Raw genomic sequence first — 13,835 nt, 5'->3', positions numbered from 1 at the left:
TGGCTGAGCTGACGCCTTCGCTGGCAAGCCAGCTCCCACAGGGTTTTGTGGTGTTTGGGCTAGAGAGAAAGATCCTTGAAATGCCCCTGCAAGAACTCCACACACGCCCGCAGCTTTCCGGAGTTGGCCAGCCGCGTCGGGTACACCGCCCAGACATTGGCGCTCTGGCTGTAATCGGCCAGCACCGGCAGCAGTCGGCCCTGTTCCAGCAACGGTTTCACATCCCACAATGAGCGCAGCAACACCCCGCGTCCGTCGAGCGCCCATTGCAGGACGATTTCGCCGTTGTTGGACGACAGCGGCCCACTGACGCGCACGCTTTCCTGCGTGCCGTCACGATCCAGATCCCAGACGCCGAACGCGTTGTCGCGCTCCTTGATCACCAGACAATCGTGTTGTTGCAGATCGTCCAGGGTCTGCGGTGTACCTCGGCGTTCAAGGTATCCGGGCGCTGCGCACAACACCCGGCGATTACTCACCAGTTGCCGGCCGATGTGCTGACCGGGCAGGTCGTCGCCGACGCGGATTTCCAGATCGAAACCTTCGTTGACGATGTCCACCGCGCGGTCGAACAGGTCCAGGCGAATCTGCAATTGCGGGTGCCGTTCCGCCAGCAGCGAAACCGCAGGCGCCACATGGTTGCGGCCGAAGCCGAAACTGCTGCAGATGTGCAGGCGTCCGCGTGGGCTGTCGTGGGCGTCGGCCAGATCGTCGTGCAGTTGCTGGAAATCATCGAGGATGCGCAAAGCCCAGCGCTGCACCCGCTCGCCGTCCTCGGTCAGCGACACGCGGCGACTGGTGCGGTGCAGCAGGCGGGTGCCGAGGGTCGATTCGAGAATCTGGATGCGTTTGCTGACGTAGGCCGGGCTCAGGCCCAGCTCATCGGCGGCGGCTGCGAAGCCGTTCTTGCGGATCACGGTCAGCAGCACCCGCAGGTCTTCGGGCAGGGGCACGGGGTCTTGGTTCCGGGACATGTGGGGGCGGGCACTGGCGGCACAAGCCGCCAGCATAGCATCGGTGGGGAACGCTCGATTCAGCGCAGGAAATCCAGCGCTTCGGCGAGCAACAGTTCGGGCACTTCTTCGGCCAGATAATGCCCGGCCGGCAGCGCCTTGCCACTGACGTTGGTTGCCACGTGCTGCCATTCCTTGAGCGGGTCGAAGCAGCGCCCGACCGTGCCTTGCGCGCCCCACAGCACCCGCAGCGGCAGGTCAAGATGATGGCCGGCAGCGAGGTCGGCCCGGTCATGTTCCAGGTCGATGCTGGCGCTGGCGCGGTAGTCCTCGCAAATGCCTCGGGCGCTGCCGGGACGTTGCAGACAACGCAGGTATTCGCTGAACGCTGGCCCGGTAAACGGCGTGAGCCCGGCGCTGCGGCTGCCCATGACGCTGCGCAGATAGCCTTCAGGATCGGCTTCGATCAGGGTTTCCGGCAACGGCGCCGGGCGGATCAGGAAGAACCAGTGCCAATAGGCGCGGGCAAAGGCCTCGTTGGTCTGCGTGTACATCGCCAGGGTCGGGGCGATGTCCAGCAGCATCATCCGTTGCACCGCAGCGCGGTGGTCGAGGGCCAGGCGATGGGCGACCCGCGCGCCACGGTCGTGGGCCAGCACCGAAAACTGTTCGAAGCCCAGCGCCTGCATCAACTCGAGGTTGTCCCTGGCCATTTCGCGTTTTGAGTAATGACGATGTTGTTCATCGGCAGCCGGCCGGGCGCTGTCGCCGTATCCGCGCAGGTCGGCGGCGACCACGGTGAAATGCTCCGCCAACTGCTCGGCAATCTTGTGCCAGATCACATGGGTCTGCGGGTGTCCGTGCAACAGCAACAGGCCCGGGCCGCTGCCGCCGAGGCGGTAGGCGATGTCGACACCGTTGAGGTGGCGCTGGTCTTTGCTGAATCCGGCAAACATCGGGCTGATCCTTGTTCAGGTGCTTGTAGGGTGCATCCTGAAAGTCTCTGGCATGCGGGGCAAGGGGTGAAGCGTGGTGTGGTGGTTCATGAAGTGTGATGTGTGTCGCCAGGGCTGGCCCCTTCGCGGGCAAGCCCGCTCCCACAGTGTTTTTCTGTGTGACACCCATCGTATAAACACCGGAGATCCCTGTGGGAGCGGGCTTGCCCGCGAAGAGGCCAGCCCAGCCCCTGAAAATCTCAACCCTGCTGAAACATCTCCATCGCCCGCTGCCTGATCTGCTCCTCGGTCAGATCCTCCTTGCGCGTCGCCAGAAACCACAGATGCCCATAAGGATCTTTCAGCGTCCCGCTGCGATCACCATAAAACTGATCCTTGACCTCGGACACCGCTTGCGCCCCGGCCTCCAGTGCCCGCTGAAAGGATTTGTCGACATCGGTGACATACAGATGCAGACCGACCGACACGGCATGGTCCGGGCCGCTCAATGGCCCTTGATCGCACGGTGTGCCGAGCATGATCGCGCTGTCGCCAATGCGCAGCTCGGCGTGGCCGATACGGCCGTCCGGCATGTCCAGGCGCATGACCACCGTGGCGCCGAAGGCTTTTTTATAGAATTCGATGGCCTCGGCAGCCTCGAGGCTGCCGAGGTATGGGGTAATGCTGTGATACCCCTCGGGAATGGGTTTGACGCTCATGACGTTCTCCCTGTTCTTTGTTTTGCGAGGTAGGGCTCCACCGGATTTGTGGAAAATTCACTATAGAACTGTCTGCGCGGGCAGAATTTTTCCCCGACGAGCCGTCAGCCGAGAAAGTGCGCCCCCGGCCCTTTCTCACCGAGCACATCGCCCTGGTTGCGCAACGGGCAAGCTTCCATCGACAGACAGCCGCAGCCGATGCAGCCGGTAAGCCGGTCACGCAACAGGGTCAGCTGATTAATCCGTTCATCCAGCTCGCGGCGCCATTGCTCGGAGAGGATTTTCCAGTCCGCTGCGGTTGGTGCGCGGTCGTCGGGGAGTCTCTTCAGCGCCTCGCCAATCTCCGCCAGCGGAATACCCAGGCGTTGCGCGACCTTGATCAACGCTACTCGGCGCAAGACCGCCCGTGGATAACGGCGCTGATTGCCGGCATTGCGCTGGCTCTTGATCAGGCCTTTGGCTTCATAAAAGTGCAGGGCAGTGACCGCGACACCGCTGCGCGCGGCGACTTCGCCGACGGTGAGTTGTTTGTGCAGGTTTTCCGGGGTGATCATTTTGCAAAGGGCTCTTGACCTTGACTTAACTAGAGGTTTTACCCTGCAGGTCTTCGAGTCGCAAGACTCGGCTTAATCAGTGGGGACTTCTCATGCAAACCTCAGCGAAAAATCGCAGTTTTACCCAATTGATCGAATTCGAGATCGAGCCGCGTCAGCAGCCGGCATTGGTTTCGGCGCTGTCGCAGCAGAGCGAACATCTGGCGCAGCGCTACGCAGGCTTCGTCAGCGCCAGCGTCCAGGTCAGCGACGACGGTCGGCGGGTGCTGAGCTTGCTGCAGTGGCAGAGCCGCGAGGCCGGGGAAGCGGCGTTCTGTCGCTATGAAAGCGGCGAGCAGGATTTCTGGCAACTGATCCGCGCCCATCAGGCGAAAACCGTGACCTTCAATTCATTTCAGGTGTTGAGCAGCATCGCCCGCAGCCATGACGATGCGCTGCACTGCAACCTGGTCGGCTAGATCGACAACTGGATCAGGCGTTCACCGCGCAGGTTCTCCGTGAGCCGCCGCTTGTTCACCGCCAGTTCGCCGATCTTTATCAGCCGTGTGCGCGTGACGTTGCGGCTCAGACCGAGCAGCGCGGCGGTGTGCACCTGGTTGTAATGGCAGAAGCGATAGGCGGCGCGCAGCAAGGCGTCTTCGACCTTTTCGTGGAGGGCGCCGGCCTGTTGCTCGAAGAGCTTCTGGAAGGCTTGCTCCAGCAACGCTTCCGGTGAATCGTCGGCGCTCGACTGCTGATCGTCCGCGCGCTCGATGCGCAGGTTGGACAGGCGCAGATCGTCGCGCTCGATCACACCGTTGCGGCAGATCAACAGGGTGTGATGGATGACGTTTTCCAGTTCGCGGATGTTCCCCGGCCAACTGTAGCTGCGCAGTTTCTGTTCGGCACCGGGGCTGATACTGACCCGTCCGTAACCCAGGCGCTGGCTGTAGGCCTCGATGAAATGCCGGGTCAGCGGCAGGATGTCGCCGGGCCGTTCGCGCAGCGGACTGAGTTCCAGATTGACCACGTTCAACCGGTAGAACAGGTCTTCGCGGAAGTTGCCGGCATTGATCGCTTTCTCCAGTTGCACGTTGGTCGCGGCCAGCACCCGCACATCGATCGGAATGCTTTTGCGCGAACCGAGGCGCACCACTTCGCGTTCCTGCAACACCCGCAGCAACTTGACCTGAATCGCCATCGGCAAATCGCCGATTTCGTCGAGGAACAAAGTGCCGCCGTCCGCCTCTTCGAACCAGCCGGCCTTGGCGCTGAGCGCGCCGGTGAAAGCGCCTTTTTCATGGCCGAACAGCTCGGCTTCCACCAGTGATTCGGAGAAGGCGCCGCAGTTGACTGCGACAAACGGCCGATGCCGGCGGTGGCTCAGGTTGTGAATATGCCGCGCCACCAGCTCCTTGCCGGTGCCGGTCTCGCCGATGATCAGCACGCTGGCTTCGCTCGGCGCGACCTGTTGCAGATGCGCCAGCAAGGCCTGGGATTTCGGGTCTTCGAAGACCTGCGCGGTGGCGCGGATCGACGTCGCCAGAGCGGGTGAGGGCGGAAGGGTCAGCAGTTGCATGGGACTCGCTCCATTAAAGGCAAGATCAGGAATAGAACGTCGGCACCGGCAGCGCCTGGTTCAGCGCCCAGTCGCCCAGCTCGTGGAGTTTGTAATCGAGCGGGTCGTGCAGAGTCTGCGTGCGCAGGTTGCGCCAGTGTCGGTCAAGACGCAGCGAGGCGTGGGTTGAACGCGCGCCGGTGACTTCGAACAAACGGCTGCAGATGTCCAGTCCCTGACGACTGGCGGCGACCTTGGCGGTGGCAATCGCCGTGGCCAGATGTCCACGTTCTTCTGCGGTCAGGTTCGGGCCTTTGGCCCAGGCCTCGTCGAGCAGCGCGGCGGCCCGCTCGACCAGCAGACGAATGCCTTCCAGTGCGACCCAGAACTCGCCGTAATGCGCGAGCACGTACGGATCTTCACGCACGTCGCGGGCGGCGGATTTGTGCCAGAGCCGGGTTTCGCTCAGCGTGTACTGGCGCGCTTCCTCAAACGCACCTTCGGCGATGCCGAGGAACATGTGAGTGAAGGTCAGTTGCGCGATCAGCGGACGCAGGCAGGCGAACGGCGTGCTCAACGGGCCGGGATCAAGCAGCAGCTCGGATTCTTCGACCCGCACCCGTTCGAACGTGGCACTGCCGCTGTCGGTCTGGCGCTGGCCGATGTTGTTCCAGTCGTCGTGCAGAGTGATGCCGCTGCGACCGCTGGGGATCGCCGCGATCAGCAACTTGCCGCCGGCACTTTCGTCGACGGCGGAAGCGATCAACATCTGCGAATCGCTGGCGCCGGAGCAGAAGCTTTTCTTCCCGGAAAACTCGCGCCAGCCGCCGAAGTCCTTGACCACAGTGCGGGTGTCGAGCGGGTTGAGGGCGTTACCCCAGAACCAGTTCTGCCGCGCGGTCTGTTCGAACCATGGCTGCCATTGTTCGGGCCGCGAGAACAGGCGCACGGTGGCAAGCATCAGGTGATGAAAGCCGAAGACGTGGGCGATGGAACTGTCGACCTTGGCGAACTCGCGCACGACTTGCAGGGTTTCGCTCCATGTCGCGCCGAGGCCGCCGTAACGGTTGGGAATGCTCAGAGCCAGCAGGCCGCTGTCGCGCAGGGCATCGCGTTCGGCCTTCGGTGTACCGCCGCGCTCGTCACGTTCGACGGCGGTCAGGGCAAATTCGGCGGCCAGTTGGCGCGCGGTCTGCAGCGGGGAGAGCAGGGTGCTTTGTGGTTTGGCGGTCACACCAAAACTCCTATGTTCTACAACTTCCGTGTAGGAGCTGCCGAAGGCTGCGATCTGTTGATTTGATTTTTACAAGCAAGATCAACAGATCGCAGCCTTCGGCAGCTCCTACAGTGGACGTTTTAGGCCTTTGCCTGGGTGGGCAACACATCGTTGGCAATCATTTCGCCAAACGGCCCGGTGAGGTTGGTCACGCCGCGTCCGGCCAGACTCGCGTAGGGTTCCGGCAGCAGCGGGAACACCAGTTCGGCAAAGCGATAAGCTTCTTCCAGGTGCGGATAACCGGAAAAGATGAAGCTCTCGATACCGAGGTCGGCGTACTCCTTGATCCGCGCGGCCACTTGCTGCGGATCGCCCACCAGCGCGGTACCGGCACCGCCGCGTACCAGACCGACGCCGGCCCACAGGTTGGGGGCGATTTCCAGGTTGTCGCGACGCCCGTCGTGCAACGCTGCCATGCGTCGCTGACCTTCGGAGTCGAAACGCGAGAAGGATTTCTGCGCGGCCTCGATGGTCTCGTCGCTGATGTGCTCGATCAGTTTGTCCGCCGCTTTCCACGCTTCTTCGGCAGTCTCGCGAACGATGACGTGCAGACGAATCCCGAACTTCACCTTGCGCCCATGCCGCGCGGCGCGTTCACGCACATCGGCGAGTTTTTCGGCAACGGCGGCGGGCGGTTCGCCCCAGGTCAGGTACACGTCGACTTGCTCGGCAGCGAGGTCATGTGCCGCGTCGGACGAGCCACCGAAATACAGCGGCGGATAGGGCTTCTGCACTGGCGGATAAAGGGCCTTGGCGTTCTGTACTTTCAGGTGTTTGCCTTCGAAATCCACCGATTCGCCTTGCAACACCCGGCGCCAGATCTTGAGGAATTCGTCGGTGACTTCGTAGCGTTCGCTGTGGCTGAGGAAGCTGCCGTCGCCACGGTTTTCGTCGGGGTCGCCGCCGGTCACCACGTTGATCAGCAGGCGGCCGTTGGACAGTCGATCGAGCGTCGCCGCCATGCGCGCCGAAACGGTGGGCGAAATGATCCCCGGACGGATCGCTACCAGATAACGCAGGCGCTCGGTCAAAGGCACCAGCGCCGAAGCGATCACCCACGAGTCTTCGCAGGAGCGCCCGGTGGGAATCAGCACGCCGTGGTAGCCGAGGCTGTCGGCGGCTTGCGCCACTTGTTTCAGGTAATTCAGGGTGACCGGGCGCGCGCCTTGGGTGGTGCCCAGGTAATGCCCGTCGCCGTGGGTCGGCAGGAACCAGAAAACATCCATGAACAGCTCCTTAAGCGATTTTCAGCAACGGTTTGATTTGCGTGCCGAACAGCGGCGCGGCGCGTTCGGCGGCCAGGCGAATGCGCGCTTTCAGCGGTTCGCTGGTGATCTGGTAGTCGGCGAAATCGGCCTCGGTGGCATAGACCCCGATGGGCAGGGTCACGGCCTGGAAGAAACTGAACAGCGGCCGCAACTGGTGATCCAGCACCAGCGCATGGCGCTCACTGCCCCCGGTGGCAGCGAGCAGTACCGGGGTGTCGATCAGCGCGTTGAGGTCGATCAGGTCAAACAGATGCTTGAGCAGGCCCGGGTAGGAACCGCGATACACCGGCGCGGCGACGATCAGCAGATCCGCCTGTTCGATGGCTTGCAGTTCGGCCTCGACCTCGGTGTTCAGCTCCTGACGCGACAGGGCACTACCCAACGGCCGGGCGATGTCACCGAGTTCGATCAGATGACTCTCGACCGGCAAGTGTCCGGCCAGTTCGGCCAACAGCGCTTGGGTCAGTACCAGCGTGCGCGATGGACGCCAGGTGCCGCCGGAGAGGGCGACGACTTTCAGGGGACGCGACATGATCAGTTCCTTTTTTTCAACAGTTGCTCAGCGAGCAGTGAGTCAGTGCCAAGGCTTGAGCAAGCGCTGTACCAATTCCTGAGAGGCCCGGTTTTATTGGGCCTGAGCGCTCTGGCGTAAGTCGGTTGTGCGGATATCAGGCGGGTTTGTTGATCTGCTGTTGCCTGGGCAACAGTTGCTGGAGCAACAGTTGTTCGCCGTGTGCAGGGATTTATAGCGACTGCTGTTTATTCCGTAAAAGAACGTTAATCGATATTTATAGATCATTAGGAGATATAGCGACGATACAGCTGAAATCCTGATAGCCACTATTGAACGCGTTGATTTTTGCCCGGACGGGCGCGGGCGTAGCCTTTGTCCATCGACTACCACCGCCCCGCCAGGACGCTCCTCATGAATCATTTACTGACTGTTTCGCTGTTGCTCGCTGTCTCCGTACTCGCCGGTTGCGCGACCCACGTTTCCCCCGAACAACGGCCTTACACCGCCGAAGAAACCCGCGAACTGGCGATGGAAGCGCTGAATCGCAGCGGCTTGTCCTTCGACGAATATCACGCGAAGAAAGCCGCACTGCTGGGCGAATCGCAATTCGACAAGAAAGCTGAAATGAGCGCCGGGCGAGCCATACAGCTGCACGGTCGTCCAAGTTAATCGAAAACTGTACTGCTCGAATTTTCGCGTAACTGTCCGTGGGTTTGCGGGCTGCCGTGCGATAGGGTCAACACCTGAATGACCCCCGACGGATTGCCCTCCATGACCCTTTCGCTTGATCTGCTGTTGGGCTTTGCCCTGTTTGCCCTTGTCACCTCGATTACACCGGGGCCGAACAACACCATGTTGCTGGCGTCGGGGGTGAACTTCGGCTTCAACCGCACCATTCCTCACATGCTCGGCATCACCTGCGGTTTCTTCGTATTGGTGGTCGCGGTGGGCTTTGGCCTGGGCGCGGTATTCCAGACATACCCGATTCTGTACACGGTGCTGCGCTATGTCGGCGCCGCGTATCTGTTGTACCTGGCGTGGAAAATCGCCCACTCGGGGCCGGTGGGCGAGGGCGTCGAAGGCGAGGCCCGGCCGATCAGCTATCTCGGCGCGGCGGCGTTCCAGTGGGTCAATCCCAAGGCCTGGATCATGGCCATCGGCGCCATCAGCACCTACACGCCGATGCAGGGTTATTTCACCAACGTGGTGGTGATTGCCGCCGTGTTTGCCATCATCAACCTGCCCAGTGTCGGCGTCTGGGCGGCGTGTGGCACGCTGTTGCGCAACGTGCTGAAGGACCCGCGCTGGTTGCGCGTGTTCAACTGGGGCATGGCGGCGCTGTTGGTGATTTCGCTGTACCCGTTACTTCTCGAAAGCTTTCACTGACGCATTGCTTCAACCGCCGGCCCGATGCCTGTTAAGCTCGGCTTCAGGAGCGTTCCTACGCACTTTTAAATGAAGTTGTTCTTCTTTAACGGCATCCGATCAGGTATTGATGACGCTCTCGAACCGACGCGCAGCTCACAAGGCTGCGTTGTGCCGTTTGCAGACACGAGCCTCCTGATCCCGGAACACGCTCTGCGAGTCTTTTATGAATAAACGTCCGCTGTATTTCGATTACGCCGCCACCACCCCGGTGGACGAGCGAGTCATCCAGGTGATGATCGACTGTCTGGGTTTTCACGGTAACTTCGGCAACCCGGCGTCCAGTTCCCATGCCTTTGGCCAGCAGGCCCGGCAAACGGTCGAGCAGGCCCGTCGACAAGTCGCCGAACTGGTAGGCGCCGAAGCCGCGCAGATCGTCTGGACCTCCGGTGCCACCGAATCCAACAACCTCGCCCTCAAGGGCGTAGCCCAGGCGCGCGGCGTTGCCGGTGGCCACATCATTACCAGCCAGATCGAACACAAAGCCATTCTTGATACCGCCCGGCAATTGCAGGACGCCGGTGTTGCGGTGACCTATCTGGTGCCGGATGCCGAAGGCCTGATCACCCCGCAAGCGGTCAGCGAAGCCATGCGCGACGATACCTTTCTGGTGTCGCTGATGCTGGTCAACAACGAACTCGGCACCCTCAATGATATCCCGGCCATTGGTGAAGTCGTGCGCGGCCGTGGCGCGCTGTTCCACGTCGATGCCGCGCAGGGTGCGGGCAAAGTGGCGATCGATCTGCAGCAATGGCCGGTGGACTTGATGTCGTTTTCGGCGCACAAACTCTACGGCCCCAAGGGGATCGGCGCATTGTATGTCGGCCCGCGTGCGCAGCAGCGTTTGCAGGCGCAGATTCATGGCGGCGGCCACGAAGGCGGGCTGCGTTCCGGGACGCTGGCGACGCATCAGATCGCCGGCATGGGCGCGGCATTCGCCTTGGCCGCTGTGGCGTTCGATGCGGAGAAAACATCCATCGTGGCGCTGCGTGAGCGCTTGCTCGAACAGTTGTCGAGCCTGCCTGGCGTGCGTCTCAACGGCAGCGATAGCCAGCGCATCCCGCATACCCTGAGCCTGACGTTCAGCGAAGGTGAGTTCAACGGTGCAGCCTTGAGCCAGTCGATCGCCTTTTCCGCGACCTCGGCCTGTAACTCGGCGAGCAACACGCCCTCTCACGTGCTGTTGGCCCTGGGACACGATGCCCGGCTGGCCGGTCGCACCATTCGCCTGAGCCTCGGCCGTTTCACCACTGCCGACGATATCGATCAGGCGGCAGAACTGATCAAAGGCGCCTGCGCCAGTGCCCCGGCATTCTGGGCGACAGGGCTTTAACCGGCCGGTTTTCACGGCTACGAACAATAACGATGAAGTGATTGGCAGGAGACATGATGAGTACCCAGACTTTGACCGAAGGAACGGTTCCCCAGCGCCTGGCGCACACCCGTGAACTGATGCGTCGCGAAGGCATTCATGCGTTGCTGGTGCCATCGGCGGACCCGCACCTCTCGGAATACCTGCCGGGTTACTGGCAAGGGCGGCAATGGCTGTCGGGCTTTCATGGCTCGGTCGGCACGTTGATCGTGACTGCTGATTTCGCCGGGGTCTGGGCTGACAGTCGCTATTGGGAGCAGGCGACCAAGGAACTCAGGGGCAGCGGCATCGAACTGGTCAAGCTGCAACCGGGTCAGCCGAGTCCGCTGGACTGGCTGGCCGAGCAGACACCCGAAGGTGGCGTGGTCGCGGTCGACGGTGCGGTGATGGCCGTTGCCTCGGCACGCACGTTGAGCAGCAAACTTGAAGCCCGCGGCGCGCGTCTGCGGACCGACATCGATTTGCTGAATGAAGTCTGGGCGGACCGCCCGAGCCTGCCGAACGCGCCGATCTATCAACATCTGCCACCGCAAGCGACGGTCAGCCGTGGCGAGAAACTCGCCAAACTGCGTGAGACCTTGCGGGAACGTGGCGCCGACTGGCACTTCATTGCCACCCTCGACGACATTGCCTGGCTGTTCAACCTGCGCGGCGGCGATGTCTCGTTCAATCCGGTGTTTGTGTCGTTCGCGTTGATCAATCAACAGCAAGCGACCCTGTTTGTGGCCTTGAGCAAAGTCGACGCCGAGTTGCGCGCAGTGCTGGAGCAGGATGGCGTGACTCTGCGCGATTACCGCGAAGTCGCCGACGCCTTGCGCGCTGTACCAGGCGGCGCGAGCCTGCTGGTGGATCCGGCGCGGGTGACCAGCGGTTTGCTGGATAACCTGGACAAAGGCGTGAAACTGGTCGAAGGCCTGAACCCGACCACGCTCGCCAAATCGCAAAAGAGTGAGGCTGATGCGCAGCACATCCGCAAGGCCATGGAGCAGGACGGCGCGGCGTTGTGCGAGTTCTTCGCCTGGCTGGAATCGGCCTGGGGTCGTGAACGCATCACCGAACTGACCATCGACGAGAAACTCACTGCTGCCCGTGAGCGTCGTCCGGATTACGTGTCGCTGAGCTTCAACACGATTGCCGCGTTTAACGCCAACGGCGCAATGCCGCACTACCACGCCACCGAAGAAGAACACGCAGTGATCGAGGGTGACGGCTTGCTGCTGATCGACTCGGGCGGCCAGTACCTGGGCGGCACTACCGACATCACCCGAATGGTGCCAGTGGGGACGCCGACGGCTGAACAGAAGCGTGACTGCACTCGGGTACTCAAAGGCGTGATTGCTCTTTCGCGGGCGCAGTTCCCGAAAGGCATTCTGTCGCCGTTGCTCGACGCCATCGCCCGTGCACCGATCTGGGCGGAAAGCGTGGATTACGGTCACGGCACCGGTCATGGGGTCGGCTATTTCCTCAACGTTCACGAAGGCCCGCAGGTGATCGCCTATCAGGCAGCACCGGCACCGCAAACGGCGATGCAAGCGGGGATGATCACCTCGATCGAACCGGGCACTTATCGTCCGGGCCGTTGGGGCGTGCGCATCGAGAACCTGGCGATGAATCGCGAGGCGGGGAGCAGCGAGTTCGGTGAGTTCCTCAAGTTTGAAACCTTGACCCTGTGTCCGATCGACACGCGCTGCCTGGAACCGTCCTTGCTGACGCAGGAAGAGAAGCAGTGGTTCAACGCCTATCACGCTGAAGTGCGTGAGCGTCTGAGTCCGTTGCTGGAGGGCGCTGCGCTGGAGTGGCTGAACACGCGCACCGTGGCGATCTGAATGGCTGAAACCCGGGCGCTGTCGGCAGTGCCCGGGTGTTGTTTCTAATCTTGACGCAGGGCCTCTTCGACGAAGTCGAGGCGGTCCTGTCCAAAGAACATCTGGTTGCCGATAAACATGCTCGGCGCGCCAAACACCCCGCGTTTAATGGCTGTTTCGGTGTTGTCCTTCAGGGCTGCCTTTACTGTCTCATCGTTGGTCAGGGCCAGAACTTCATTGGGGTCGAAGCCGTGCTCGCTCAATACCGCAGCGACAGTTGCCGGCTCATCAAGCGGGCGTCCCTCCACCCACAATGCCTTGAACAGACAATCGATAAACGCCTGAAAGCGTTCCGGTTGGCGCAGTTGGATGCCGGTGACGGCTCGCATCAGCATCAGTGTGTTGATCGGAAAATGCGGATTGAATTTCAGCGGCACGCCGTAACGCTTGGCGTAGCGATCCAGATCCTGAAACATATAGCGGCCCTTTGCCGGAATCATCGCCGGCGATGCGTTGCCGGTCGCCTTGAACACGCCGCCCAGCAGCATCGGGATGTAAATCAGTTGGCTCGCGGTCTCGGCACAGATCTTCGGCAACTGGGTATAGGCCAGGTAAGTGGCAGGGCTGCCGAGATCGAAATAGAACTCCACGGTTTTCGTCATCTTCGCTGCTCTCTATTTATTGTTATGGAGGAGGTGGGGCTTACCAGCGTTCGTTCCACGGGCGCAGATCCAGTTCGAAGGTCCAGGCGTCCCGTGGCTGACTGTGCAGATACCAATAGTTTTCGGCGATGTGTTCGGGATTGAGAATACCGTCCTGATCCTTGGTCGCGTACTTCTCCGGGAAACTGTTGCGAATGAAATCGGTGTCGATGGCGCCATCTACCACCACGTGCGCGACATGGATGTTCATCGGCCCCAGCTCACGCGCCATGCTTTGCGCCAGTGCACGGATACCGTGTTTGGCGCCGGCAAACGCGGCAAATCCGGAAGCGCCACGCAGTCCAGCGGTAGCGCCAGTGAACAGAATGGTGCCGCGCTGGCGCGTGACCATGCGCTTGGCCACTTCGCGGGCATTGAGAAAACCCGAGAAACAGGCCATTTCCCAGATCTTGAAATACTTGCGCGCAGTTTCTTCGAGAATGCTGCAAGGCACGTTGGCGCCGATGTTGAAGACAAACGCCTCGATCGGACCCAGGCAGGTTTCGATCTCTTCAATCAACGCGATGACGTCTTCTTCCTTGCGCGCATCGCAGGCAAAACCATGGGCTTCTCCGCCCTCGGCCGAAATCGCGTCGACCAGCGGCTGCAATTTGTCGGCACTGCGCCGGGTGACGCAAGCGACAAATCCTTCCCTGGCAAAGCGCTTGGCAATCGCTCCGCCGGTGGCATCGCCGGCACCAACGACTAATACGACCTTCTTGTTGTTATTCATGGGTGAACCCCTTTAGTAAACGATCGTTAAGTGAACGAACGTT

15 protein-coding genes are annotated in these 13,835 nt (G+C 61.4%); 5 read left to right on the top strand and 10 right to left on the bottom strand.

Annotated features, from left to right (window positions below; genetic code table 11):
* Positions 1-59: 59 nt before the first annotated feature.
* The 4 genes from GTQ41_RS18245 to soxR form a co-directional block, all read right to left on the bottom strand.
* Positions 60-1,010: a LysR substrate-binding domain-containing protein gene (locus tag GTQ41_RS18245; RefSeq protein WP_047295344.1), complete on the bottom strand. Its 951-nt coding sequence runs from the start codon at positions 1,008-1,010 to the stop codon at positions 60-62.
* 23 nt (positions 1,011-1,033) lie between these two features.
* Positions 1,034-1,909: an alpha/beta fold hydrolase gene (locus GTQ41_RS18240; protein ID WP_047295343.1), complete on the bottom strand. Its 876-nt coding sequence runs from the start codon at positions 1,907-1,909 to the stop codon at positions 1,034-1,036.
* A gap of 239 nt (positions 1,910-2,148) precedes the next feature.
* A complete protein-coding gene (locus tag GTQ41_RS18235; RefSeq protein ID WP_047295341.1) occupies positions 2,149-2,607 on the bottom strand; it encodes a VOC family protein in 459 nt (152 codons plus the stop codon).
* 104 nt (positions 2,608-2,711) lie between these two features.
* Positions 2,712-3,161 carry a redox-sensitive transcriptional activator SoxR gene (gene soxR, locus GTQ41_RS18230; protein WP_047295338.1) on the bottom strand — a complete coding sequence of 150 codons (450 nt, stop codon included), beginning with the start codon at positions 3,159-3,161 and terminating at the stop codon, positions 2,712-2,714.
* Between the two features lie 92 nt (positions 3,162-3,253).
* Between soxR and GTQ41_RS18225 the strand changes: the two genes are divergently transcribed.
* Positions 3,254-3,619 carry an antibiotic biosynthesis monooxygenase gene (locus GTQ41_RS18225; protein WP_003226650.1) on the top strand — a complete coding sequence of 122 codons (366 nt, stop codon included), beginning with the start codon at positions 3,254-3,256 and terminating at the stop codon, positions 3,617-3,619.
* On the opposite strand, the gene GTQ41_RS18220 is transcribed toward GTQ41_RS18225, so the two are convergent.
* The 4 genes from GTQ41_RS18220 to msuE form a co-directional block, all read right to left on the bottom strand.
* Positions 3,616-4,719, bottom strand: coding sequence for a sigma-54-dependent Fis family transcriptional regulator (locus GTQ41_RS18220; protein ID WP_047295336.1), 1,104 nt, complete (start codon positions 4,717-4,719; stop codon positions 3,616-3,618). The two genes, GTQ41_RS18225 and GTQ41_RS18220, sit on opposite strands and share 4 nt — an antisense overlap.
* A 25-nt stretch (positions 4,720-4,744) precedes the next feature.
* Complete coding sequence (locus GTQ41_RS18215) at positions 4,745-5,932, bottom strand: acyl-CoA dehydrogenase family protein (protein WP_047295334.1); 1,188 nt, start codon at positions 5,930-5,932, stop codon at positions 4,745-4,747.
* 122 nt (positions 5,933-6,054) lie between these two features.
* Positions 6,055-7,200 (bottom strand): FMNH2-dependent alkanesulfonate monooxygenase, encoded by a 1,146-nt coding sequence (gene ssuD, locus GTQ41_RS18210; RefSeq protein WP_095137367.1) that lies wholly within the window; start codon positions 7,198-7,200, stop codon positions 6,055-6,057.
* Between the two features lie 10 nt (positions 7,201-7,210).
* Positions 7,211-7,774, bottom strand: coding sequence for an FMN reductase (gene msuE, locus GTQ41_RS18205; protein ID WP_047295330.1), 564 nt, complete (start codon positions 7,772-7,774; stop codon positions 7,211-7,213).
* A 393-nt stretch (positions 7,775-8,167) separates the two neighbouring features.
* Between msuE and GTQ41_RS18200 the strand changes: the two genes are divergently transcribed.
* The 4 genes from GTQ41_RS18200 (at position 8,168) to GTQ41_RS18185 (ending at position 12,379) form a co-directional block, all read left to right on the top strand.
* Complete coding sequence (locus GTQ41_RS18200) at positions 8,168-8,425, top strand: hypothetical protein (protein ID WP_047295328.1); 258 nt, start codon at positions 8,168-8,170, stop codon at positions 8,423-8,425.
* A gap of 102 nt (positions 8,426-8,527) precedes the next feature.
* Positions 8,528-9,142 carry a LysE family translocator gene (locus GTQ41_RS18195; protein WP_041069783.1) on the top strand — a complete coding sequence of 205 codons (615 nt, stop codon included), beginning with the start codon at positions 8,528-8,530 and terminating at the stop codon, positions 9,140-9,142.
* 205 nt (positions 9,143-9,347) lie between these two features.
* Positions 9,348-10,514, top strand: a complete 1,167-nt coding sequence (locus tag GTQ41_RS18190) for an aminotransferase class V-fold PLP-dependent enzyme (RefSeq protein WP_047295326.1) — start codon at positions 9,348-9,350, stop codon at positions 10,512-10,514.
* A gap of 56 nt (positions 10,515-10,570) precedes the next feature.
* Entirely contained in the window at positions 10,571-12,379 is a 1,809-nt protein-coding gene (locus GTQ41_RS18185; protein WP_047295323.1) for an aminopeptidase P family protein, read from the top strand.
* A 44-nt stretch (positions 12,380-12,423) separates the two neighbouring features.
* Here the strand turns inward: GTQ41_RS18185 and GTQ41_RS18180 are convergent, their stop codons facing one another.
* Together GTQ41_RS18180 and GTQ41_RS18175 are read right to left on the bottom strand one after the other, a co-directional pair.
* Positions 12,424-13,020: a 2-hydroxychromene-2-carboxylate isomerase gene (locus GTQ41_RS18180; RefSeq protein WP_047295321.1), complete on the bottom strand. Its 597-nt coding sequence runs from the start codon at positions 13,018-13,020 to the stop codon at positions 12,424-12,426.
* A 40-nt stretch (positions 13,021-13,060) separates the two neighbouring features.
* Positions 13,061-13,792: an SDR family oxidoreductase gene (locus GTQ41_RS18175; protein WP_047295320.1), complete on the bottom strand. Its 732-nt coding sequence runs from the start codon at positions 13,790-13,792 to the stop codon at positions 13,061-13,063.
* Between the last annotated feature and the right edge of the window lie 43 nt (positions 13,793-13,835).

Origin of the sequence: Pseudomonas sp. AN-B15 (genome assembly GCF_019056475.1) — a bacterium.
GTDB lineage: Bacteria > Pseudomonadota > Gammaproteobacteria > Pseudomonadales > Pseudomonadaceae > Aquipseudomonas > Aquipseudomonas parakoreensis.
This window is presented reverse-complemented; position numbering and strand designations above follow the sequence as displayed.

Bases quoted from the DNA above. Each gene is read 5' to 3' on its own strand.
- GTQ41_RS18245 (WP_047295344.1), bottom strand. From the start codon at position 1,010: ATGCTGGCGGCTTGTGCCGCCAGTGCCCGCCCCCACATGTCCCGGAAC.
- GTQ41_RS18240 (WP_047295343.1), bottom strand. From the start codon at position 1,909: ATGTTTGCCGGATTCAGCAAAGACCAGCGCCACCTCAACGGTGTCGAC.
- GTQ41_RS18235 (WP_047295341.1), bottom strand. From the start codon at position 2,607: ATGAGCGTCAAACCCATTCCCGAGGGGTATCACAGCATTACCCCATAC.
- soxR (WP_047295338.1), bottom strand. From the start codon at position 3,161: ATGATCACCCCGGAAAACCTGCACAAACAACTCACCGTCGGCGAAGTC.
- GTQ41_RS18225 (WP_003226650.1), top strand. From the start codon at position 3,254: ATGCAAACCTCAGCGAAAAATCGCAGTTTTACCCAATTGATCGAATTC.
- GTQ41_RS18220 (WP_047295336.1), bottom strand. From the start codon at position 4,719: ATGCAACTGCTGACCCTTCCGCCCTCACCCGCTCTGGCGACGTCGATC.
- ssuD (WP_095137367.1), bottom strand. From the start codon at position 7,200: ATGGATGTTTTCTGGTTCCTGCCGACCCACGGCGACGGGCATTACCTG.
- msuE (WP_047295330.1), bottom strand. From the start codon at position 7,774: ATGTCGCGTCCCCTGAAAGTCGTCGCCCTCTCCGGCGGCACCTGGCGT.
- GTQ41_RS18200 (WP_047295328.1), top strand. From the start codon at position 8,168: ATGAATCATTTACTGACTGTTTCGCTGTTGCTCGCTGTCTCCGTACTC.
- GTQ41_RS18195 (WP_041069783.1), top strand. From the start codon at position 8,528: ATGACCCTTTCGCTTGATCTGCTGTTGGGCTTTGCCCTGTTTGCCCTT.
- GTQ41_RS18190 (WP_047295326.1), top strand. From the start codon at position 9,348: ATGAATAAACGTCCGCTGTATTTCGATTACGCCGCCACCACCCCGGTG.
- GTQ41_RS18185 (WP_047295323.1), top strand. From the start codon at position 10,571: ATGAGTACCCAGACTTTGACCGAAGGAACGGTTCCCCAGCGCCTGGCG.
- GTQ41_RS18180 (WP_047295321.1), bottom strand. From the start codon at position 13,020: ATGACGAAAACCGTGGAGTTCTATTTCGATCTCGGCAGCCCTGCCACT.
- GTQ41_RS18175 (WP_047295320.1), bottom strand. From the start codon at position 13,792: ATGAATAACAACAAGAAGGTCGTATTAGTCGTTGGTGCCGGCGATGCC.